Origin of the sequence: Sphingopyxis bauzanensis (assembly GCF_002205675.1) — a bacterium.
Classification (GTDB): Bacteria; Pseudomonadota; Alphaproteobacteria; order Sphingomonadales; family Sphingomonadaceae; genus Sphingopyxis; species Sphingopyxis bauzanensis.
In genome coordinates this window covers 355,212-376,678 of the sequence record NZ_NISK01000002.1, presented here as the reverse complement: position 1 = coordinate 376,678, position 21,467 = coordinate 355,212, and the positions used below count along the sequence as shown (strand labels likewise).

General features: G+C 63.0%; 18 protein-coding genes and 1 pseudogene. 8 read left to right on the top strand and 11 right to left on the bottom strand.

Going from position 1 to position 21,467, the window contains the following annotated elements; translation table 11 throughout:
• Positions 1-204: 204 nt before the first annotated feature.
• The 6 genes from CDQ92_RS08370 to CDQ92_RS08345 all read right to left on the bottom strand — a co-directional run bounded on the left by CDQ92_RS08370 (position 205) and on the right by CDQ92_RS08345 (position 10,998).
• Positions 205-3,006 carry a DUF3857 domain-containing protein gene (locus tag CDQ92_RS08370; RefSeq protein WP_229667139.1) on the bottom strand — a complete coding sequence of 934 codons (2,802 nt, stop codon included), beginning with the start codon at positions 3,004-3,006 and terminating at the stop codon, positions 205-207.
• Positions 3,007-3,281: 275 nt separating this feature from the next.
• Positions 3,282-3,521: a hypothetical protein gene (locus tag CDQ92_RS08365; RefSeq protein WP_088440940.1), complete on the bottom strand. Its 240-nt coding sequence runs from the start codon at positions 3,519-3,521 to the stop codon at positions 3,282-3,284.
• 190 nt (positions 3,522-3,711) lie between these two features.
• The gene (locus CDQ92_RS08360; RefSeq protein ID WP_088440939.1) at positions 3,712-4,638 is read right to left on the bottom strand and encodes a LysR family transcriptional regulator; all 927 of its coding nucleotides are present in this window, start codon (positions 4,636-4,638) and stop codon (positions 3,712-3,714) included.
• On the bottom strand, positions 4,638-6,473 hold the full coding sequence (locus tag CDQ92_RS08355; RefSeq protein WP_088440938.1) for a CocE/NonD family hydrolase: 1,836 nt from the start codon (positions 6,471-6,473) through the stop codon (positions 4,638-4,640). Before CDQ92_RS08355 ends, CDQ92_RS08360 begins: the two co-directional genes overlap by 1 nt.
• On the bottom strand, positions 6,470-8,008 hold the full coding sequence (locus CDQ92_RS08350) for an AbgT family transporter (RefSeq protein ID WP_088440937.1): 1,539 nt from the start codon (positions 8,006-8,008) through the stop codon (positions 6,470-6,472). Before CDQ92_RS08350 ends, CDQ92_RS08355 begins: the two co-directional genes overlap by 4 nt.
• Positions 8,009-8,094: 86 nt before the next feature.
• Complete coding sequence (locus CDQ92_RS08345; RefSeq protein WP_088440936.1) at positions 8,095-10,998, bottom strand: TonB-dependent receptor; 2,904 nt, start codon at positions 10,996-10,998, stop codon at positions 8,095-8,097.
• Between the two features lie 154 nt (positions 10,999-11,152).
• On the opposite strand from CDQ92_RS08345, the gene CDQ92_RS08340 reads away from it, so the two are divergent.
• The 4 genes from CDQ92_RS08340 to CDQ92_RS08320 all read left to right on the top strand — a co-directional run bounded on the left by CDQ92_RS08340 (position 11,153) and on the right by CDQ92_RS08320 (position 13,879).
• Entirely contained in the window at positions 11,153-12,313 is a 1,161-nt protein-coding gene (locus tag CDQ92_RS08340; RefSeq protein WP_201792041.1) for a CapA family protein, read from the top strand.
• Positions 12,314-12,456: 143 nt separating this feature from the next.
• A complete protein-coding gene (locus CDQ92_RS20785; protein ID WP_144035722.1) occupies positions 12,457-12,837 on the top strand; it encodes a hypothetical protein in 381 nt (126 codons plus the stop codon).
• Positions 12,838-13,114: 277 nt separating this feature from the next.
• The gene (locus CDQ92_RS08325) at positions 13,115-13,546 is read left to right on the top strand and encodes a hypothetical protein (RefSeq protein WP_088440932.1); all 432 of its coding nucleotides are present in this window, start codon (positions 13,115-13,117) and stop codon (positions 13,544-13,546) included.
• Positions 13,547-13,624: 78 nt separating this feature from the next.
• Positions 13,625-13,879 (top strand): transcriptional regulator domain-containing protein, encoded by a 255-nt coding sequence (locus CDQ92_RS08320; RefSeq protein WP_088440931.1) that lies wholly within the window; start codon positions 13,625-13,627, stop codon positions 13,877-13,879.
• Between the two features lie 473 nt (positions 13,880-14,352).
• Here CDQ92_RS08320 and CDQ92_RS08315 read toward each other — a convergent pair whose 3' ends face one another.
• The 5 genes from CDQ92_RS08315 to CDQ92_RS08300 all read right to left on the bottom strand — a co-directional run bounded on the left by CDQ92_RS08315 (position 14,353) and on the right by CDQ92_RS08300 (position 17,600).
• Positions 14,353-15,246, bottom strand: a complete 894-nt coding sequence (locus CDQ92_RS08315; RefSeq protein ID WP_088440930.1) for a transcriptional regulator domain-containing protein — start codon at positions 15,244-15,246, stop codon at positions 14,353-14,355.
• A 48-nt stretch (positions 15,247-15,294) separates the two neighbouring features.
• Complete coding sequence (locus CDQ92_RS21110; RefSeq protein WP_158213806.1) at positions 15,295-16,185, bottom strand: JAB domain-containing protein; 891 nt, start codon at positions 16,183-16,185, stop codon at positions 15,295-15,297.
• A gap of 44 nt (positions 16,186-16,229) precedes the next feature.
• Complete coding sequence (locus CDQ92_RS21105) at positions 16,230-16,616, bottom strand: hypothetical protein (protein ID WP_237246119.1); 387 nt, start codon at positions 16,614-16,616, stop codon at positions 16,230-16,232.
• A 126-nt stretch (positions 16,617-16,742) separates the two neighbouring features.
• The gene (locus tag CDQ92_RS08305; protein ID WP_088440928.1) at positions 16,743-17,075 is read right to left on the bottom strand and encodes a hypothetical protein; all 333 of its coding nucleotides are present in this window, start codon (positions 17,073-17,075) and stop codon (positions 16,743-16,745) included.
• A gap of 57 nt (positions 17,076-17,132) precedes the next feature.
• Entirely contained in the window at positions 17,133-17,600 is a 468-nt protein-coding gene (locus CDQ92_RS08300; protein ID WP_229667141.1) for a helix-turn-helix transcriptional regulator, read from the bottom strand.
• A gap of 485 nt (positions 17,601-18,085) precedes the next feature.
• On the opposite strand from CDQ92_RS08300, the gene CDQ92_RS08295 reads away from it, so the two are divergent.
• The 4 genes and pseudogenes from CDQ92_RS08295 to trbL all read left to right on the top strand — a co-directional run bounded on the left by CDQ92_RS08295 (position 18,086) and on the right by trbL (position 21,466).
• A complete protein-coding gene (locus CDQ92_RS08295; protein WP_088440926.1) occupies positions 18,086-18,829 on the top strand; it encodes a LuxR family transcriptional regulator in 744 nt (247 codons plus the stop codon).
• A 95-nt stretch (positions 18,830-18,924) separates the two neighbouring features.
• A pseudogene (locus CDQ92_RS08290) lies at positions 18,925-19,317 on the top strand (conjugal transfer protein TrbE); the annotation flags it as partial.
• On the top strand, positions 19,314-20,027 hold the full coding sequence (gene trbJ, locus CDQ92_RS08285; protein WP_088440925.1) for a P-type conjugative transfer protein TrbJ: 714 nt from the start codon (positions 19,314-19,316) through the stop codon (positions 20,025-20,027). The pseudogene CDQ92_RS08290 and the gene trbJ, both read left to right, overlap by 4 nt.
• Positions 20,028-20,143: 116 nt before the next feature.
• Complete coding sequence (gene trbL / locus CDQ92_RS08280; protein ID WP_088440924.1) at positions 20,144-21,466, top strand: P-type conjugative transfer protein TrbL; 1,323 nt, start codon at positions 20,144-20,146, stop codon at positions 21,464-21,466.
• The last annotated feature ends 1 nt before the right edge of the window (position 21,467 follow it).

Sequence of the window (21,467 nt, the reverse complement as noted above, 5' to 3'; positions counted from 1 at the left end):
GTTTCGCCAAGATGGCGCCGTCGGTGTCCCGAATTTCCCTTCATCTCGCCCGGGCGTAACATGCTCACAAGCCGGACGAAGCTCCGCCGAGCAATCGCCTTGAGAATGGGCATCTGATGGCGCCAAGGCTTTTCATAGCCGGCAAACACCGTCAGCCCCTCCATCAAATGGTGGTTGTTCGGGTGTGGCCTCCGTCACCCTGATTCAGGGTTTAAGCCCAAAGTGCGCATATTCACGCTCGATGGAAGGAGCCATGCGGCGGGCGACGGCGAGGTCGGTTGCTGCTTGATTGTCATTGCCCAAACGCTTTGTGACAATTGCCCGCAGGAAGCGACTGGATCCCATTGCGGGGGCCTGAAGCAGCGCAGCGTCCAAATCGCGAAGCGCGTCTTCGTCGCGGCCGAGACGCATCCAGACCAGGGCCCGACTATCAAGAATGGCTGCCGTGCTTTCACTCAATTCCATGGCGGACGTGCAATCCTTGAGGGCCGTATCGATTTGGATGTTGCGCGATGCCTTGATCCAACAGCGCTCATTCAGCAGTGTCGGCGATCCCGGCTTTTCAGCAATCAAGGCATCAAGTTCCGTAAGCGCTTTTTGCGCGTCGCCGAACTGGCCGATCAGCGCGAACTTGGACCTGCGATAATCATCGCGTGTTTTACCACCCAATGCGATTCGTTCGTCCAGCAAAGCCACCGCATTTGTCACATCGCCCTGTTCAGCCATGTAGCTCGCGACCGACACCATCGCCTGCGGCGATGCCGGGTCCAACTTTCGCGCCTCTTCGGCATCGCGCAGTGCGCCAGCCAAATCACCCATCTCCCGAAGCGCGGCGGCGCGGGCCAAATAGGCATCAGCTGACGGCAGCAGCGATAACTGGCGGGTAAGGACTTCGGCCGCTCCTTTGAAGTCGCCAATGCCGCGATAGAAGGAGGCGCTACTTGTCAGCGCCGTGATATCCTCTTCGTCGGCATCCGCGCTTGTTTTTGCGAATATGGCTTTGACCGCTTTAAGCTGGGTTGAAGAGGCGGCGCCCTCGAGCTCCCACCGTCGGCGCGCGTTTTCCGGGGCGACCAGCCGCGGCGAGCGCGCCAGCATGGTTGCTACCCGATCGCGTTCGGATGCAATCTGCCCTGCCGGGACTTCCGCACCAGTGGCGCTGAGAGTCTCCTCAACGACGATCACACCATCGGCCATGCTGACCGACCTTTTGATCGCGGCGCCGGCCATTTGCGTGTCGAGCAACTGCTCGCCGTCAATTGTGTAGCCGCGCCCGCCGTCTGGCAGCCGTATCTGCATCCGATAGTGTGACATGTCGGGGGCGGCCGTGGCGACAGGAATATCGGCCCATGCCGGCCGCGCGCGGTCAGGCTCAAAACTGAATAAATTGGGGAAGCGCGATAGCCAACGCTCGGTACGCCGCTCCTGCAGGCGCCAACCCGAATTGAAAACACCGCGTCCCTTGAGGGTCACCGTGCCATTTTCGGTATCGGGTGTTGCGGTCAGCAGGTCATACTGCGCCTCGCCGACGTAATTCTGGAGCAGTTGTTCGTGTAACTTTCGCTGCTCCTTTTCCGGCAGCTGCGACGCTGCCAACGTCAACAGGCTGGCAAACTGGCCGCGGGTGACCATCGTCAGATCGATCACCGACGGGAGATCCACACTCGTACTTTCATCCACGTCGATCGACAGCGAAACGCTTGGCCGCGACGGGGGACGCAGGTCGATTTTCATCAACTCGGCACCTTCCGGTCGTACCGGCAGAACATAACCCAGTGCAGGTGTGTCGCGGATGTCCGCAATGCGGGTACCGAGCCCTGTCCCATCCAGCCAAAATGTGTCGCCGCCAATCGTCGCCCGCACGAGAATATGATTGAAAGCCAATGCGCTGGGTACGCGAAGGGGAACAACGTCTCCCAGCATCGCATGGGCAAGGACCGGTTCCGCTTCGATATCCATCGCCTCGAGCATCGCGAGCAACAACAGCGTTTTTGCTTTGCAGTCACCGTAGCGTTTGTCCCAGGTCGTTGTCGGAGATTGAGGGACATAATTCCCGCCGTCCATGCCCACGGCCAGGTAGCGGATCTTGTCCTGCACCAGCTGAAGCGCCATGGCGGTACGCCGAAGCGGGTCGGTGGTCGCAGACGTGATCGCATCCACCTCCGCCGCAATTGCGCTACCCTTGAGGATCGCTCCCTCCGTGGCGTAGTGCGGCGCCATGATTTTAGATACGTCCGCCCAGTCTGCAAATGTCGAAGCCTCGATCAGGTGCAGGCGTTGGAACCGCCCTGGCGCGTCCGCGGGGATGTCGGGCTGTTTGGGAACGGGCAAGGCGATCGGCAATTCCGAAAATGCCCCGTTGCGCGCAGCTTTCGCATCGACCTTGTCGGCCAATATTTTCCAGCTGGTCGGCTCGCCTGCGCGCCACGATAATTTGTAGCCCGCAGCCGACACTCGCACCGGGTCGGCGACCAGCGGCTGGACGACTTGCGCGCGGCCGCCGAGGGCGTTGTCTTTCGCCGATGTGGACATCCGCAGGCGCAACGTGTCTCCAACGCGCAGGCCTTCGACCGCGAACGTCGCCGACAAAATACCGGTCAGTTCGCGCTGCTCCAGCTGCTGTTCGCGGCGCAGCACGGTAAACGTCTGCCCGCCCGCCAATGCATCGATTTCTTCGCCATCGCGGAAAATGGCGAGCTGATGGATAATCAGATCGCCTTTATCGGGACTCCACGCCACGGTAATGTTGCTATTCTGTGCCAAGGCCTCCGGGGTGTCGAGGCGGATAGCCGTGTCGGAATAGTTCCATACCGTCGCACCATCGATCCGCTGCTGAATGTCCAGGAGTACAGGACCTCCCGACACGGCCGACTTTAAGGCGTCGGACAATTTGGCGGGCGCGATCCAATCAGGTGCCGGGGCATACAGGGGCTGATCGCCTGCCGTGGCAACGTCTATGGAGACGAGCATTACCGCCGCGAATACGGTACCGCGCCAAACTGTCATATGCCCCCCAGATGTTTTGCTGCCTTCTTAACTGCATGGTCAAGTCACGCAATGCAAACGCTATTCCGATCACTTAGATCGGAGCCCTCCATTTACGGCTAGAAGCTTTCCGTCCCCTTTCCGCCAGGTCCAGCGATAGGGCGAGGGCGAGGGCGAGGGCGGGAGCACAGGGAACGGCGGGAACGGATCGTTAGCTGCCTTTGGGCTAGTCCTCCGTCGCCCGGGCGGCGGCCGAGGTAACGCTTAGCGGCTTAGCTCAAGGGGCAGGCGCCCCGTCAGCCGAAGTGACGACGAAGCCAGCCCCGCTTTTTTGGAACGACGGGGGATTGCCCGGAAAGCCGCACTAGATAATTGCCTAGGATAGCCGCTTGCTGCTTGGTCATGGTGAACCTGAACAAATCGGGGTCGTGCTTCTTTGCTGCTTCCGAAGACTGTACGCTTTCAAGCCGGAGCATAATGCGGTCACCCGCATCATGGTGGGTCCAGCCAACCAGAGCCCCAAAACTCTCCATCATCGCGGCGCCCCTTCACGATCTTCGCGCGACTGATGCCGACAGTCCGCGAGGGGTTGTTAGCAGATTTCCAGAGGAATGTCGTCTATTGGTCGCTTGACGTTGTTCGCGCGTGAACATGGCGACTGTCGGCCATCCTGGATCCACACCCGACAGCCGCCGGTTTAAAACCGGCCAGGTCCCGCTGATATCCCTACATCCCGAAATACTGCAGCACCTCGTTCTTGAACTCGAGCGTTAAGCGCGACGGCCTGGAGACGTTCGATACCGCAAAGGCATATTCATGCAGGATCGGCGGGTCGAAAGCGCGCGTCACCAACGGCTTGTGCAGATAAGGCTTCACGAGCAGCGCATTGAGGATCGCCATGCCATTGCCGTGCGCCGCCAACGCGCAGGCCGAGCCATGGGTATGCGTTTCGACCGCGACAACCGGACGCAGGCCAAAGGCCGCAAAGCTGCTGTCGACCTGCGTCCGCCAATAGCGTCCCGCGCCGAGCAGGATCAACGGATGCTGACCGATGTCGGCGGGCGTGATCGTGTCGAGCGCAGCTAGCGGATGGTTCTCGTGCATGACGCACACGGAACCGCTCGATACGATCTGCTGGATGGCAAGGTCGCTTTCGTCAGTCGGGAGTTTCAGAAAACCGCAATCGACATAGCGCATCGCGATCATCGTCCGCGCCGTTTCGACGCTGCGCGAATCGATGCTGAATTCGACGCCGGGAAAGCGTTCGCGAAACCGCGAGACGATGTCGGGCAATATGCCTTCGGCAAAACTGGGCGGTGCGACGATGCGGATCGTGCCTGCCGAATAACCGGCAATATCGCGAACCAGGCTGTTGAACCTGTCGAGGCTCGATAGCGTCAGTTCGACTTCCTGGATCAGCTTGATGCCGTCGGCAGTCGGCACCAGCTTGCCGCGATCGCGATAGAACAGGTCGAAGCCGACATTGGCTTCCAGCTGGGCGATCAGGCGGCTGACGGCGGGTTGCGAGAGCGACAGCTGCTTGCCCGCGGCGGTTGCCGATCCGGTCCGCATGATTTCTGAAAACACTCGCAGCGCGCGAAAGCTGACATCCTTGTCGGGTGACAGCCCGGGCGGCGTCGGCAGCTTTTCCATCAAGGCGCCACGACGGGCAGCAAAATGCGCGATGCCTGCCCGGCGCCGAAATGCACATTATTTTCGGCCGACCGCGGCGGTTGATCGAAGAGACGCCAGTCGCTGTTGGGGTTGATGTCGAAATGCGGGAAATTGCTGCTCGCGATCTCGATGCGGATCCGGTGGCCCTTGCTGAACAAATTGCTCATCGGAAAGGACGCGATCTGCACCGCATAGACTTTTCCCGCTTCCATCGCCTCGGGCACCTCGAACGAATTTCGGAACCGCATCCGCAATATACCGTGCGCGATGTTGAGCGCATAGCCCTCGGGATAATCTTTGTTCGGCGGATAAAGGTCGACGACCTTGATCGTGAAGTCGGTATCGACCGCGCTGGAGCTGACGAACAATTCGGCGACGACCTGCCCGGTCAATTCGACATCGGCGTCGAACGGGTCGGAGTCGAATATCAACACGTCGGGACGCTCGGCCAGCGGGCGATAGGGGGGCTTGGACCCGAAGAAATCGGGACTCTCACGCTGATCGAAACCGCCCGCCTCCATCACTGGCGCCCCCGATGCAATCGCGCCGCCGATGGTCGGGACGGGATTGTGAGGATCGTGAGTGAAGCGGGCATATGCCGCCGCCTTGGATTGCTCGCCCAGACGGCCATCGCCGCGCAAATAGAGCGGCTGCATCGTGACATCGGGCAGCGGCCAGGCTGAAGCGCTATGCCAGCGCCCGCCATGGTCGAGCCGGCCGCTGGGCAGACGACGACCCGACCCGCCGCCCATGGTGAAGAGATAGACGGCATCGGGCAGCGGGTCGGCGACATCGGCGTGCCTCAGATGATGGTCGAACCACGCGCGGCGCAGCGCGGTGTAGTCGCCGAACTGAAAATCGAGCGTTGAGGCGGGGCCGAAATCGGCATCGCCCGCAAAGGTCAGCGAACGTTTGCCGTGCGTCCATGGCCCCATGATCAGTTTGACCGGCCCCCGTTTGCGGCCGACCAGACCGGTGAAATTATCGATGGCGGTCAATGCATAGGGATCGTACCAGCTCGACATATGCACCATCGGCACATCGGCGAATTCGTCGTACCAGCCGCGCGCGTAGATCCCGCGCTGTTTCCAGAAGTCGGTGAAGCGATCCTCGCCCCACTGTTCGAGGATGAAGGCTTCATATTCCGGCGCGGCGCTGATCGGCGAACGACCCGGTGCCCAGCGATCGACCCCGATCCAGTCGCGGATGTCCTGCTCTTCCAGCGCCGCTCGCCGAGCTGGATCGCTTGCCGTCTCGCGCGCCAGCAGCGCATGTTTTTGCGCCCAGGTCAGCTGTTTCAGTTCATAGGCGCCGCCCTGGCGGATGCCGCTGTGATAGGCGCTCGAAAAACCACCGGAATCGAGAAACATCGCTGCCAGACCTAGCGGGTTGAGTGAAGCCAACGCCGCCTGGACATGGGCGCCATAGGACAGTCCCAGCGTACCGATCCGGCCATCGCACCAGGGTTGGGCGCGGATCCAGGCGAGCGTGTCGGCACCATCCTCGGCTTCCGACAGATATTTGCGAAAGCCGCCCTCGGATGCGTAACGTCCGCGGCAATCCTGCAGGACAAAGGCGTAGCCATAGGATGCGAATATCCGCGCGATGTCGGGCTTGGAAAGCGGCGCTGTCGCGGCGACCGAAAAATCGGCGTGGTTGGTCCCTTCCTTGTCATAAGGGGTGCGCTCCAGCAGCACCGGCAGCGGCACATCCGATGCGCCGGCGGGCAGATAGATGTCGGTCGCCAGATGGATGCCATCGCGCATCGGCACCATCGCATTGCGGATCGGGCCGTGCGGCGCTGCCATGCTCATTGCGCGACCACCGCATAGGTCGCGGGCGCCCCGGGGCCGACTGGCCAGCCAAAACTTGTCCAGGCGGCAATCAGCGACAGGCCGGTGATCCCGATCGCGATCGAAAAGGGCAGCATCATCGCGATGAGCGACCCGACGCCGAAATCCTGGCGCCACCGCTGCGCGAGGACAAGGACAAGGACGAAATTTGCCGCAACCGGGGTCACGATGTTGAAGATGGAATCGCCCATGCGATAGGCGGCCGTGGTCATTTCGGGCGATACACCGAGCAGCATCAGCATCGGCACGACGATCGGCGCCATCGCGCTCCACTTGGCTGACGCCGAACCGATGACGAGATCAAAGATCGACGACATCAACAGCAGCAGGATCAGTAGCACCGGCGTCGCCAGTTGCTGCGCGCGCAGCCAGTCGGCGCCATTGATCGCCATCACCGGCCCCAGGTTCGACCAGGCGAACATCGCGATGAAATGCGCAGCGAAGAAGGCGATGACCAGAAAGGGTGTCATCGTCGCCAGCCCGGCGGTCATCATCCGCACGACGTCGCGGTGCGATTTTATCGACCCGGTCGCCGCGCCATACGTCCAGCCGCAGACGAGGAAGAGCAGCATGAACGCTGCGACGAGCGACGCATAGAAGGGGCCGTATCGCGCCGGCCCCGTGGCGGCATTGTCGATCAGCGGCGTGTATCCGGGCCACAGCGTGAGCGCGGCGAACAACGCGATGATTACCAGCGCCGCGAGCCCGGCGCGCCGCAGTCCTTTTGCCTCGCCCTCGGCCGTTGCTTCGGCGGGACCGTCGCCTTCGGGCGGCGTGCCCGTCCAAGAACCGAGCCGGGGTTCCACGATCCGGTCGTTCACATACCATGTCACGGGGATCAGTAGAATGCCCAGCGCGGCGGTGAACCACCAATTGCCCAGCGGGTTGAGCATGTGGTCAGGGACCAGCAACGCCGCCGCCGACTTGGTGATGCCCAGCATCAGTACGTCGAACTGACCGGGAACCAGATTGGCGGCAAACGCGCCCGATATACCGGCATAGGCGATCGCCATTCCGGCCAGCGGGTGGCGTCCCGCGGCGGCAAAGACGATCGCCGACAGCGGGATCAGCACGACATAGGCGGCGTCGGCGGCTTGATGCGACAAGAGCCCGATCACAAAGATGGCGGGGCTGAGGAAGCGCGTCGAAACACCGCGCATCGCGCGCGTCATCAGCGCGGTGAACAGCCCCGACCGTTCGGCAACCGCGGCGCCGAGCATTACCACCAGGATCAGGCCGAGCGGCGGAAAATGCGCCAGGGTTTCGGGCATGCCGGTGAGCAGATTTGCGACATTTTCCTCTGACAACAGGCTTTTGGCGACCAGCACGTCGCCCGTCATCGGATTGACTGCGCCCCAGCCAAGGCCTGCTGCGACAGCTGACACCGCGACGAGCAGCACGATAAGGCCCAGAAAAATGAACACTGGATCGGGCAGGGCGTTGCCCCAGCGCTCAACCCGGTCGAGCCATTTGCCTGTTTTTCTATCCGCTGGCATTGCCCCGCCGCCCCGCAAAATAACTACCGATGCCCGTTCCGCGTGGCGCCGTTCTGCAAGAGACCGGCGCTACGCGGAAACCTTGCTTACATCTTCACCGAGAAGCGGGCGTAGAAGAACCGGCCGCGCGCATCATAGGTATAGATGTCATAGTTGATCGGCGCGTTGGCGTAAGAAGCGGGTGGCTGCTTGTCGAACAGATTGTTGATACCCAGGTTGAACCGCGCCGCATCGTCATTGATGCTAAATCCAATTTCGGCGTCCGTGTAGATGATCGACCGCGTCCGGTCGTCCTTCACGGCATTCACCCGGTCCGTTGTCGGCCCGATGTACCGGGCGCGAAGCGTCATATCGACGGTGTCGCCAATCCAGCCGAGCGATGCTTGCCCCTTCCAGCGCGGATAGGTCGAACGCGGCTGGTCACCCTTGCCCGCGCGTTCGTCGATGATGGGATCGCCGCCAGCGGGGTTCGGCGCGGTCGTCTTGAACGAATTGAGGTACGATGCGTCAACCATCGTGGTGAATCGGCCGATGCCGGTGTTGAAATCATAGCGCAGCGTTGCATCAACCCCGTCCGTCTCGACCGCATTGAGGTTTTGCGCGCCCTGAAGGAGCTGAAGGATCGCGCCCGTCCCTGCGTCGCGAATGATCAGGTCGCAGAACACGCCGCCGCGCAGCGCACACAGCTGCATGATCTGCGTCGGCGATTGCGATGCGATCGCGTCCTTGATCTTAATCTTGTAATAATCGACGGTCAGCGACAGGCCGCGCACCGCGCGCGGCGAGATTGCGATCCCGGCGCTGAAGGTGTCGGCGGTTTCGGGCTTGAGGCCGGTGTTGCCACTGATAACCCCCGGGATCAGTCCGTTCAGATTGAAATTGGCCTGATTATAGCCGGTCGGAACGCCGGAGCAGCCGGGCAGGCTCGGGTTTGCTGTCGCCCCGCCATTGCACGGGTCGGTACCCTGAAAGCTCGTCTGGCGCGCGCCCTGGTACAGTTCGAGGATCGACGGCGCGCGGAAGCCTTGCGAATAGGTGCCGCGCAGCAAGATGTCCTCAATCGGCCGGTAACCGATTCCCGCCTTCAGCGTCGTCTTGCTGCCGACCGTTGAGTAGTCGGAATAGCGTGCCGCAAGGCTGACATCGAGGCTTTGGGCGAACGGCTGGTCCTTGAAGATCGGGATATTGAGTTCGCCATAGGCTTCGTGGAGGTCATAGCTGCCCACCGTTGACGTGCGCGTCTGCCCCGTCGTTTTGGTGTACAGCGCGGCGTTCAGGTAAATCGGCGGCGCGTTGACGATCGGATCGGGGGCGTCAAAGCCGCGATTCTGGCGATATTCATACCCCACCGCGAGCGCCACGGGACCGGCCGGCAGGTCGAACAGGTTGCCGGTAATGTTGAACGCGGCATTGTACAATTCGGTGCGGTTATATTCGCGCGAGGTGAAGCGAATATAATCGGCCTGCTGCGCGGTCATCGGCGCGAACAGGTTGATCGGTACGCAACCGGCATTGGCGGCGCAGGTCGCGGGCGATCCCAGGCCAAGGAACAGATTGTCATAATTGATGCCATTTTCGGCGGTCGTGTGGATGCTGTTCTTCGAATAGGAACCAAAGACATCCCAGCGCCATTCGCCGCCCATGATCGGCAAGATACCGTCGACGCCGACCGATATGCGGAAGGTTTCGACATCTTGCGCGTTGTTGCGGTTGCCGACGTCGCTCATCACCTTGCGGATGCGCCAGGCGCTGTTGGCGGCAAAGCCGATCGCATTGGCAGCGGGGACGCCATTTGCGGTGCCGAACGGGTTGAACGCCTGATTGTTGGGGATGGCAAAGCCGCGCACCGTTCCGGCGGTGCCGCCGACGTCGAGCAGCACGGGTGAGAACAGCTGGTTCGACTTGCGCCGGTTGTAAACGCCTTCGATCTTGATCGTCGCATCTTCGGTCAGTTCATAGTCGAACCGGCCATAGACACCGTAACGCTCCGACGGGCCGGTCGAGTAAATCCCCTGCGCCTGGGTGTTGTAGGCGTCGCCCGGGAGCGCCCCGACGTGGAACGCATTGTCGGCCTGATTTCCGGCGCCGATCGCGGCGCCATTGTTCAGCACGATCGGGTTGGCGCTGCTCGCAAAGCCCGCCGCCGTGCCGAAATAGGCGTTGTTGGCGAGCCCGGGCAGAATGAACAGGCCGTTGGGATTGTTGCCGACTGCGGTTTGCGGCACGAGTGTCAGCGTGGTCAGCTCGCGCGCATCGGTCCGGATCGGACGCGATTTGAAATAGCTGCCCGACAGGATGACCGACGCGCGGTCCCATGTCTTGCCGACCGTCAGCATGCCGCCAACTTCGGCGCCGTCGCCGCGGCTGGTGACGCCAGCGCGAACCGACCCGCGCAGCCCGTCGAAGGGCTGGACCGTCTTGATGTTGACGACGCCCGCGATCGCGTCGGCGCCATAAATGGCCGACGCGCCATCCTTCAACACTTCGATGCCGTCGATCATGCCCTGCGGCAGCGTGTTCAGGTCGACGAAATCGCGGAAACCGCGCTGTCCGACGCCGTCGACCCAGCGATGTCCGTCGACGAGCACGAGCACGCGGTTGCCGCTGCCCTCGGCGCCGCCCAGATAGCGCAGGTTGATCGAGCTGGCGCCGTACGACGTGCCTTGCGTCCCGTTGGAATTGAGGCTGACCCCCGCCGACGGAATTTTCTGGAGCAACTCGCCAATCGAAGATGTCCCCGACCGGGCAATATCTTCCGAGGTAATCGTCAGCAGCACCCCGACCGAGTCGGCGTCCTTGCGGCTGATTCGCGACCCGGTGACGATGATGTCGCCCGCGCTGTCCGCTTCGGTTTCGGCAGCGACATCTTCGGCGTCCTGCGCCTGGGCCATCGTCGGCCACACGAGCGCCGCCAGGCTGATGCTGGCCGCGGCGGCGGCAAATTTAGCCCGGCGACGTTGCCGGTCGCTCTGAACGATTGCACTGGTCATGGATAATCCCCCCAATTTGTGATGTCCCGACCCGCTTAGAGCGAAGTGCCGCGGTGAAAAATATTATGACACTCCGTGATGCTATCATAACGAAAGTGCATGACGTTGCCGGTGAATGCGCAATCTTTGTATGAGAAGGGCAGGGAGGAGACCAATGGGTTCCGAAATATTGTCCATGCCAACGCGTCGGCATCTGATCGCGGCGGGCGTGTCGGTCGCCTTTTTTCCGCTGCCGGTGGCGGCGCGGCCAGCGCCGCTGCGGATCAGCCTGCTCGGGCAGGCGCTCATCAAGGCCGACCTTCGCGCGGTCGGCTGGCCTGCTCTCGGCCATTTCCGGCGCCTGCTGCAGAACAGCGATGTCGTCTTTACCGACCTGGAAACGGTGATCGCCGGGCCGCTCGCTGGACAATCGACCCGGCCCGCGGACAGCGAAGTGCTGCACGTCGGTGCGCCCGAGGTCATCGATTGCCTGCAGGCGATCGGCGTGAACCTTCTCGCGACATCGAACAATCATGCGTGGGATCTCGATGCGGGGGGCATATTGTCGACGATTGACGCGGTAGAACGGCGCGGGCTGACGTATGCCGGTTCTGGGCCGGACCTCGCCTCCGCCAGCGCGCCGGGATATTTGAAGGGGCGAAAGACGGTGGCGCTGGTCGCCGCGGCTGCCGGCGCGATTCGTGACGGCGCAGCCGCGACGGCCACCCGCCCGGGAGTCAATGAATTGCGGCGCAGCGCCGACGGCGCGCTCAATGGCTTTGACGTGGAACGCTATCTCGCCGCCATCCGCCTGGCAGCATCGTCGGGAGCGATCGTCATCGCCTATCTGCACAGCCATTATTGGGAGCCGAAGAAATCGGACACGCCCGAATGGCAGCGCGATCTGGCGCGCCGAGCGATCGATGCGGGAGCGGTCACCTTTGCCGCCCACGGTGTCCCCGAATTGCAGGGCATCGAATATTACCGCGGCGCACCGCTGTTCCATGGGCTGAGCTCATTCATCTTTCAGTCGAAGAAACCCGACGGCGCTTATGGACCCGAGGCGTGGCAATCTTTGATCGCACAGATCGAGATCGACAGGGGCCGGGTTGCGCGAACGCGTATCATTCCCGTCCAGCTTGACGCAAAAGGCGTGGTCCACGACGGGTCGCTGGTCCGCGGGACCCCTACGGTCGCCGATGCCCGGCAAGCGCGGGCGATCATTGATCGCGTCACGGCGCTCAGCGCGGTTCTTGGTCATTCCGTGAACTTTAGGCCGGCTGCGATTGCCCGCAAACCCGTTCTTCACAGCTCTGCCGAGCTACGTCCCGAATAGGTCCGCTGCGCGGCGGCAAGGTCGAATGACTCCGCGACCGGATTGCCTGTCATTGCCATGCGAATGGCGCCCCTTTGGCGTCCGCTTGCCGTCGATCGCCGCGCCGGGCGGATTTGCATCCAGCCCGCAAAGGCGCAGCCGACTTGTTCCAGGCCGGCGGTCATCTCGAGCGGATAAGTTGGCACTCCGGGCTGACCGGGCTGGATTTTTCAGTCTCCCGGATGGTCGGAAATCGGCCAAATCCTGTGCTCGCAAATCGGTGGCTTTCCCGAATCCCGATCCCTGTCTACGGCGAAGCTATGATTAGAAGCTCATCCATTGCAGAACGAGTCGAAGCGCTGATCCGGCGTATGGACGGCACAGCTCTCTGCGACGACTGCATCACCGACCGGCTCGACCTATCTTCCATTGCGCAGACCAATGTTGCGACGGGCGCGGCTGCCGGCGTCAGGGGTTTTGAACGGTCGAGGGGGCCGTGCGGCCTGTGCAGCGAGGCGCGGCACGTCATTCGTCACAAGGGCTGAAGCGGGCGCCCGCGCCGCGGGCAATCGAGCGCGGTTGAATTGGGCGTGGATTGGAGCCGGCAAGCGGCGCCAGGGACCGCGCGTTATCCTGGGCCGCGCAGCGCAATTGGCTCGGTAAGCTTGCCGGACGGCGGCGGGCCCCAGGCCCGCGCGCACGCCGCCCGGCTGCACTCTCGCCAAGAGCGCGTTTTGTAGGGGCGCTTCGTGCTGGGTCTTTGATGATTTTTGATCGCCTTGGTATTTGAATCGATCGGTCGTCCGCATTACGGACCGGGCAATGATGTTCAGCCTGTTCCTGCTCGCCTCGGTCGTTCCTTCCGGCCAGGCCTTCACCTGCACCCCCGTCGCGGTCTGGGATGGCGATGGCCCGATATGGTGCGCGGAAGGGCCGCATATACGCCTCTCGGGCGTGGCCGCGCGCGAAATGAACGGCAGCTGCAGTCCAGGGCATCCCTGTCCGGACGCCGACCCGGTCGCGGCGCGCGATCATCTCGTCGGCCTGCTCGGGACGCCGCACGGGCAGAACCGGACCGGCCATATCCTCGTTCGCGGTCCGGCCATGCGCTGCGTCTCGCGCGGCGGGGCCGGCGGCACCCGTACCGCCGCCTTCTGCACGTCGCCCCGTTCGGGCGATATCTCCTGCGCCATGGTCCGGAGCAGCCTTGCCGCGCGCTGGGACCGATATTGGGGTGCGCATCGCTGCGATTGACCCCGCGGTCCCGCCCGGCACCGCCGGGCGGGATACCCATTTCTGGGCAGGGACATCCCCGCTTCTGGGAATTGGCGCATGCCCGCATATCGCCAACACTTCGGTCTCGCTTTGGAGGCGGTTATGGCGGTGCAGAAGATGGCAAAAGGCAAGCGGGCACTGCGCCTCGACTTTCCCGGCTACGCCCAGGAGTTTCTGCACCGCAGCCCGGATTATTGCCGCGACCATGAGATCGTGATGGCGGATCGCCATGCCGATCCGGCGTCGCAGGAGGGCATGGCCCGGCGATGGGGTCTCTGCTTTCCCGGCCGATCCGCGTCTCTCGGCCCTTGATGCGCCTGCCTTCTGGGACGCGGCGGTCTACCCCTATATCGTGATCCTCGACGCTGCGCCGCGCGGGTTTGCAGCTGAACCATATTTCGACCCGGCTCTCTCGGCGGCTTTCTTGATAGGCGAGTTATTCAACAGCTTGGTGGCGCAACCGGCACTATAATGGCACCATGCGTCTCCCCATGGTGCCGCCGGACTCCCCAAATTATGATGTACAGACATCGACTTACCCCATTGGGGGAGAAACAGCTTTTATCTTGCCCTCACGCTTTCAACCCGCCGAAGCAGCCGTTCGTTGTTTTCAAAGGGGTAATTCTCCCTTCGCCAAACCCTCCGCCACCGCTGCCTCTACGGCGGCTCGCTCTTGGTATTCAGGGTATTCTTCGGGATAGCTCGCGTTCAAATGCGGCTTCCGGCTCGCGTCAGCCAAAAAGGCCGATTTCGCCGCGCGGCTACGATCAATTGGCCGGTTTTGATCAATCGAACCACGGGCCGTCCAAGGGACATGACAGGCGCATGCGCGCAATCTTGAACAGGCGCTGCACCCTGAGCCGGTGCGACGAATTTTCAACCCGCCACCGGCGGGCGGACATCGCAGCTCCAAAAAGCTCGTGCGCCAGCTGGTGTTGGCTCGCCCCATCGAGGATCGCGTCCCCGGCGCGGAGTTCGCGGATCCACTGCGCGGCCTTGCGCTCGCGCGGTATCATCGAGGCGGGTAAATGACCCGCGCTGGCCAGGACGATAAATTGCCTTAGCGCTTCCAGCTTCGGCCTCGCCGACTGCAGACCCGCGATCCGCTGCTCGACGAGCGCCGGGCTGCCGAGCAGCGTGCCGCCTTGGAGGTCGAGGCGAATTGCCCAATGACCGTCGCTGAGCAGCCAGTGCTCGATATGGTCAACGCCAATTTCAACGGAAACAAAGGGCGCAACCGACCGAATGTCAAAAAGATCGTCGGGGGGAGCGGAGGCTGTGGCGAGTCTCGCGCGAAGCACGCGCGGATCTTTGTCGATGCTCCAGATCGGACGAGCATCCGGCGCCGGTAGCGCGGGGTCGATCCATCCGAGCAGCGCGAAGCGCTCAGGACCAATCGCGCCGGGTTGGCCGCGTTGCGACCAGAGCCGACGGTACATATCATTCCGACGCAGCCACTCCCACGCGAAGGTGCGGCGATCCGAAACCAGCAATTCGCGATAGGCCTGGCTCGACCGCCAGTCTGCTGCCGGCCCGCCCGTCATGCTGAATAGCCGGAATATTTTTGGAAAATATTCATCGAGCGCCAGAATCGCACCGAGGACCGTGGTCAGTGGCTGAGCGCCGCCGCCGTCGGGCGACCGGGCAAAGTGCGTGCTCCACTGGCTACTGCGTGCCATTCATGCGCCGCCGGTCGCACGACGCGCGGCCGTCGCATCATAAACGCTCTATTCGGTGCCTTCGGCAAAATAGGCTCGCAGCCGATGAGAGACGGCGGGCGCAATATTTATAAGGCTCCGCCGCCCGTCGGCTAGGTCTGGCGATCGCTCAAGAATCCCGTCGTCGCACATCCGCTGTATCAACTTCATCGCGCTGCTCGTCGGTATCGCGGCCGTGACACAGAGCGCCGACATCGACAGGCGCTGGCCTTTGGCCTCGTGGATGAACAGATCGAGTATTATGTCCCAAGCTGGCTCGCCGAAATGTTCGGATCCGCCCAATAACTGGTTGCGCAAGATTCTCCGCCGGAATGTAATCTCGGCGTTGCGGAGCGCACGTAATTCGGCGGCGTCGCCTCGACACGGGTCGCTGCGGAAAAACATGGCCCAGCCGCTTGTGGGCTTATCGGGCAGCTTGTCTCCGGCGATGAGATGGTGCGTCCGGGCTGCGGTCACGATGATGTGATCGAGGATTTCGACGCCGAGCGCGCGTCCGAGCTGGTCGAGACGCTGCGTGGTCGCGACATCTTCCGCGCTTGGACTATGATCGCCGCTGGGATGGTTGTGAACGAGGATGATCGCGGCCGCATTATGCTCGAGCGCGCGGCGAAAGATCGTTCTGGGGTAAATTGCGAGCTGGGTCAGAGTGCCCTGTTGCAGGGGCTCGTCGGCAATCAGCCGGTGGCCGGCATCGAGAAACAGCACCCGGAGCATCTCGTCCGGCAGCGAACCCATCGATGCAATCAGATAGCGGCGCAGCGCCGGGTCGAACGGATCGATGGGAACCGAGCGAAGGCCCGAACGCATTCCTTCGAACATCGCATCGTGCACGCTCGCGAGAAAGGCCTGGACGGTGGGCCAATCGGCGAGGATGCGCGACAGGCGTTCAGGGGGCTGCAACCAGAGGCGTCCAAGTCCCTTGAACTCGGCCAGCAAGATTGTTGCTATCTGCTCGCATTCGGCTGGCTCGACGAACCCCAGGAGCGATACCAGGATTGATCGATCCCGCTCGTCCGCAGCCGCATCTGGTGTCGCCATGTGGCAAAAGCGAGCAGGGGAGGGAGAAGCCAGGCGGCAGCGACCTGCATCGCAAGATAAGCGATCGGATGAACCGACAGGTCGGCGGCTTTCCCGATATGCGCCATCAACGGCAGGAATTGCAGCACCGCCGCCGGCATGGGCCAGAAGCGATGCGCCGTCATCGCAAGAACAAAGGTCGTCCCTGCAGCCATCAGATCGATCAGCAGGTGCCCCATATCCACGCTGCTGAAGCGCGGCGGGATAAAGAGGTGCAGAATCTGGTCCGCGAGCAGCATGGCGATCAGGATCAACGCCATCGCGCGCTCGGGACCGCCTCCTTTTCGGAGCGCATAGAGGAGGGCCGCCGACAAGATTGTCACGAAGACCGCTATTCGAATCATCGCTGTCTTTCTCCATGAGGGCGACCCTCGCCAAAATTACGCCGCTGCCTTTGACCTGTCCGCACTGGGAGCAGCCAGCGCGGGACATTCATGGAGGTCGAGCCCTGCGGTCTCCTGCGCGATGTCCGCGAGGTCGCCGTGGACTCGCAGCACATCGCCGCTCGCGCCGACAAGCGCGCTTTGGACCCGGGCGAGGCGCTGGATCGTCGCATGGCCTCGAATAGCGGGAACGCCCAGCGTGTCGCGCCGCGCGGTGACCACGCTCGTCATCAGCGTGGAAACCGCGATCAACGCGTCATCGATCCGATGTTCGGCGGTTGGCACCTGGCGGCGCAGGCGAGCGACGGCAAATTGGATGTTTTCAGACATGATGGCTCCTATGGCGGACCCGAAAACTGGGTCCCGGGGGATGGACATTGAGACGATTCAGCTCGCGACCAGACGGGTCAGCGATTCGGCAATTCCGAGGCTTCCCAACACAAAGATGATCAGGGTAACGAGCGCTGCCGCCGTGATCGCCATTCGTGTGTGAAGCTTGTGGTCGTGCCGCCAGATCTTCCCGAACGACAGGTTCGCCAAGGACATTCCATCCTCTGCCCGGCGAGTCTCGCCGAGCCCGAGGACGGTAGCAGGACCGTCGTCTGCGCGCCGGGATGCCATCGGCGAAGGCGGGGCGGGAACCTCCACCGGATCATATGCGATCCGGTCGCATATCTTTCTGAGCCGCGCATATCGATTGGCGGTGTCGCCGCGATCGCGCCCGCCCAGCACCAGGCGCGCTGCGGTGATGCGTTGGTCGACGGTATATTTCGAGACCCCGAGGTCTCGTCCGATCTGTTTAGAGGTTTTGTGTTCGAGCAGGAGATCCAGGCAGGCGCGCTGCTTATCGGTCAATCGCGCCCAACACTGGCAATCCTCGGCAGAAGCTTGCGGCCCTTCCATCGTTATATTGCTCCCTCTTGCAGCGCCGTTTGAAATTCGGCGGTAAATCCGATCCATAATTGTCCGCTGGTCTTTCGATTTGACGGCGCTGGCGGGCGCCAGCCTTGCCTTCATCGCCGATGCCCAGCCCACCAAGACAACAGCGCGAACCCGCGCGCGGGATGACCGGCGCCGAACGCAAGACGATCGGGCCCGCAGCGCGCTAGCGGCATCTTAAGCCAAGTTCGGACCAACAAAAACTCTCAAAATGAGACTAACTCACGAAATTATTTGAACTATATCCGGCCGATCTTACAGTGGCGACTTCGCATCTTTTGATGCGAGTGTTGGATCCATCGCGGAACCCAGGCCATTTGAGAAGGCGAGCGGGTCGGCAACGGACAGGGGCAAAACCGGGCGAGCGGTCGAGAACGCCGCCGGCGTTGCCATAGGTCGCAATGCCAAAACTCGACGCCGCGAAGCGTTTCAAGGCAGAGATTCTGAATGTTTCGAGCTACGCCGCATTGGCCGATCTGTTGGTGGAAGCCTGCGCGGCGATGGGGTGCTCCTGGTTCGCGCTCAGTCATCACATCGACTTTCTGGCCGGCCCGGAGAAGGGCGTGCGGGTCCATAATTATCCCGAGGAATGGGCGCGCTGGTTCGATGAACAGGGCCTCGGCGTCAACGACCCGGTTCACCGCGCCAGCCAGCGGCGCGCGGCCGGCTTCCTGTGGCACGAGATCCCGTCATTTTCCCGGCCACGCCGGGGAGACCGGGCCATATTGGCGCGGGCCCGACACCATGGCATCTATGACGGGCTGACCATCCCAACCCATATTCCCGGCGAAGCGCATGGCTCGGTGTCTTTCGCCTGGGCGCGGGGATCACCCGCGACGCCCGAAGCCTTGATGTTCGCGCAGTCGATCGGTGCGTTTGTCTTCGAGGCGGCGCGTCAATTGTCGGGCAGGGGCGCCGCCAACGATTCGCCGCGCCTGACCGACCGGCAGATCGAATGCCTGCTATGGGCGGCACGCGGCAAGTCGGATTCGGTCATTGCCCAGATCATGAACCTGCGGACCGATACGGTGAGCGAGCATCTGCGCAATGCGCGCAGCCGTTATGACGCCCGAAGCCGGATCAGTCTTGCGATCCGCGCCCTGTTCGACGGGACGATCTGCTTCGGCGACATTGCAAAAGGCTAAAACACCCCCCTTTCTTGGTATGGCGGGAGCGATTTTTTCGGTTCAATTGGTCTGTCTCTTTCACCTGAGGAGACAAGCCGATGTTCATTTCGATCATCATCGAAAGCTGCCCGCAACGTATCCTGCTGCCGAACGACCGGGCGGTCGAGCCGCAAGCCCAGGCCGCCTATGCCGCCTTCGGGCTCAACGCGGCGCAGATCGAGATCGTCGCGCGCGCTACACCCAAGCGACAATATTATCTCCAGTCGGCGCGCGGCAACCGGCTGTTCGAGCTGGGGCTCGGTCCGGTCGCGCTCGCGCTTTGCGGAGCCTCCGATCCGGCCACGCAGGCGCGCATCGATGCCATCCTTGCCGCGCATGGCGGCGCCGATTTTGCTGCGCACTTCCTTCGCGCCGCCGGCCTCGACTGGGCGGCCGCGCTGCTCGCCGACTTCCCCAGGACAACAACGACCGTCCAACCCACCCCCCCCGAAGGAGAATTGCCATGAAGATGCTTGCCCACCTGTTGTCGATCGGTGCCGCCGTCCCGGCGCTGCTGCTGGCCGTGCCATCCGCCGCGATGCCGGTGTTCGACAGCGCCAATTATTCGCAGAACCTGCTCACCGCGGCGCGCACGCTCAAACAGATCGACCAGCAAATCCAGCAGTTACAGAATGAAGCGAAGATGCTCGCCAACATGGACAAGCATTTGAAGCGTTTCGATTTCCCCGAGATCGAGAAGCTGAAGGGCAATCTCGCGCGCGTCGACGCCCTGATGGCGCGGGCCGATGGGATCGACTTCGGCGTCGATCAGCTCGACGCGCGCATGGCGGCGCTGTTCCCGAAAGATTTCTCCGGAATGACGCGGTCGACGAGCGTCGCCAATGCCAAGGCGCGGCTCGAGACCGCGATGGCGTCGTACCGCCGCACGCTCGCGGTCCAGGCGCGCATCGCCGCTGACCTGAAGGACGACGCGGCGACGCTGGCCGAGGTCGCAGCGCGCAGCTCGGCCGCCGAAGGCAGCTTACAGGCCAGCCAGGCAACGAACCAGCTGCTCGCGCTCGCCGCCAAGCAGCAGATGCAGGTCCAGCAGATGATGGCGGCTGCTTATGAAGCCGACATGCTCGACCGCGCGCGCGCGGCGCAGAGCGCGGCGGAAGCGCGCGAGCGCATGCGCCGCTTCCTTGGCGACGGCAAGGCCTACACGCCGATCCGCTGATTTTCGACACGGACGGCGGTGGCTGCCCCTCTCCTGGCCCGCCGTTCGCCGCGGGGTCTCGGTCACTCCCCCTTGAGACCCCGCGGTTATCTTCACCGCTCTTGAAAGCCTGCCCGATGGACGATCTCAATGTCATCGACCGCTTCATGGAAGCCTTCATTCGTTACATCGACAGCGGTTTCGGGCTGCTCGGCGGCGATGTCGCTTTCCTGACCAGCATATTGATCGGCATCGACATCACGCTGGCCGGTCTGTTCTGGGCGATGGGCGGCGAGAATGACGTCATCGCGAAACTGCTCAAGAAGATCCTCTATGTCGGCGTTTTCGCATTCATCATCGGCAACTTCGGGGCGCTGTCCGACATCATCTTCCGCTCTTTCGCGGGTCTCGGTATCACCGCCGGCGGCGGCACGATCTCGGCCGAAGACCTTCTGAAGCCCGGACGGCTTGCCGGTGCGGGGTTCGAGGCGGCGCATCCGCTGATCGATCAGATCAAGGACATGCTCGGACCGATCGCATTTTTCGAGAATTTCCTCGAGATTGTCGTGCTGTTGATTGCCTGGGTCCTCACGATCCTCGCCTTCTTCATCCTCGCGATCCAGCTCTTCATCACGCTGATCGAATTCAAGCTCACCAGCCTCGCCGGTTTCGCGCTCATGCCGTTCGCTCTCTGGAATCGCACCGCCTTCCTTGCCGAGCGGGTCCTGGGGAGCATCGTCTCGTCAGGCGTCAAGGTCATGGTGCTCGGCGTGATCGTCGGGATCGGATCGGGCTTTTTTCCCGATTTTCTGACGTCGATGGCCGGCTCCGAGCCCGACGTCGAAGAAGCAATGTCGCTGGCGCTTGGTGCGTTGGCCCTGCTTGGCCTTGGTATATTTGGTCCTGGCATCGCCTCCGGCCTCGTTGCTGGCGCACCGCAGCTTGGCGCCGGCGCTGCTGTCGGTACGGTCGCCGCCGCCGCGGGCACGATGGTCGTCGCGGGCGGCGCCGGCTTGGCGGCGGCGCGCGCAGGCGGCGGCGCGGCGCTCGGGGCGGTCCGCGCCGGGACGTCAATGGGAGCGGCCGCCTCCACCGCCTACACGCTCGGACAGGAAACCACGGGCTCGCCGTCGGTTGGCGCCGGTCTCGGCGGGGTCGCGACCGCCATGCAGGGCGCCGCTGCCAATGCGGCGCGGCGTGCGGGGGCTGGGCTGGGCATCAGCGAGGCGGCCGCCGCCGGGCGCGATGCCGCCTGGGACGCCGGCAACCGAACCGACCGCGCCGCGCCGTCGTCATCGCCTGAAAATGCGACATCGTCGAGCGCCGCCCCGGCGTGGGCGGCAGGTCTCAAGGCTGACCAGCGCCGCCGCGCAGCGCGCCAGGCGGCGGTCCATGTGCTTTCCGACGGGAGCCGCGGCGGTAGCGGCGCGAGCCCCGACATCGCCGAGAAGGAGGATTGAT

Coding starts and splice junctions, on each gene's coding strand:
- CDQ92_RS08325 (WP_088440932.1), top strand. CDS start 13,115: ATGATGTTCAGCCTGTTCCTGCTCGCCTCGGTCGTTCCTTCCGGCCAG.
- CDQ92_RS08315 (WP_088440930.1), bottom strand. CDS start 15,246: ATGGCACGCAGTAGCCAGTGGAGCACGCACTTTGCCCGGTCGCCCGAC.
- CDQ92_RS08370 (WP_229667139.1), bottom strand. CDS start 3,006: ATGACAGTTTGGCGCGGTACCGTATTCGCGGCGGTAATGCTCGTCTCC.
- CDQ92_RS08305 (WP_088440928.1), bottom strand. CDS start 17,075: ATGTCTGAAAACATCCAATTTGCCGTCGCTCGCCTGCGCCGCCAGGTG.
- trbJ (WP_088440925.1), top strand. CDS start 19,314: ATGAAGATGCTTGCCCACCTGTTGTCGATCGGTGCCGCCGTCCCGGCG.
- trbL (WP_088440924.1), top strand. CDS start 20,144: ATGGACGATCTCAATGTCATCGACCGCTTCATGGAAGCCTTCATTCGT.
- CDQ92_RS08295 (WP_088440926.1), top strand. CDS start 18,086: ATGCCAAAACTCGACGCCGCGAAGCGTTTCAAGGCAGAGATTCTGAAT.
- CDQ92_RS08355 (WP_088440938.1), bottom strand. CDS start 6,473: ATGAGCATGGCAGCGCCGCACGGCCCGATCCGCAATGCGATGGTGCCG.
- CDQ92_RS08365 (WP_088440940.1), bottom strand. CDS start 3,521: ATGATGGAGAGTTTTGGGGCTCTGGTTGGCTGGACCCACCATGATGCG.
- CDQ92_RS08350 (WP_088440937.1), bottom strand. CDS start 8,008: ATGCCAGCGGATAGAAAAACAGGCAAATGGCTCGACCGGGTTGAGCGC.
- CDQ92_RS08345 (WP_088440936.1), bottom strand. CDS start 10,998: ATGACCAGTGCAATCGTTCAGAGCGACCGGCAACGTCGCCGGGCTAAA.
- CDQ92_RS08360 (WP_088440939.1), bottom strand. CDS start 4,638: ATGGAAAAGCTGCCGACGCCGCCCGGGCTGTCACCCGACAAGGATGTC.
- CDQ92_RS08340 (WP_201792041.1), top strand. CDS start 11,153: ATGGGTTCCGAAATATTGTCCATGCCAACGCGTCGGCATCTGATCGCG.
- CDQ92_RS08320 (WP_088440931.1), top strand. CDS start 13,625: ATGCCCGCATATCGCCAACACTTCGGTCTCGCTTTGGAGGCGGTTATG.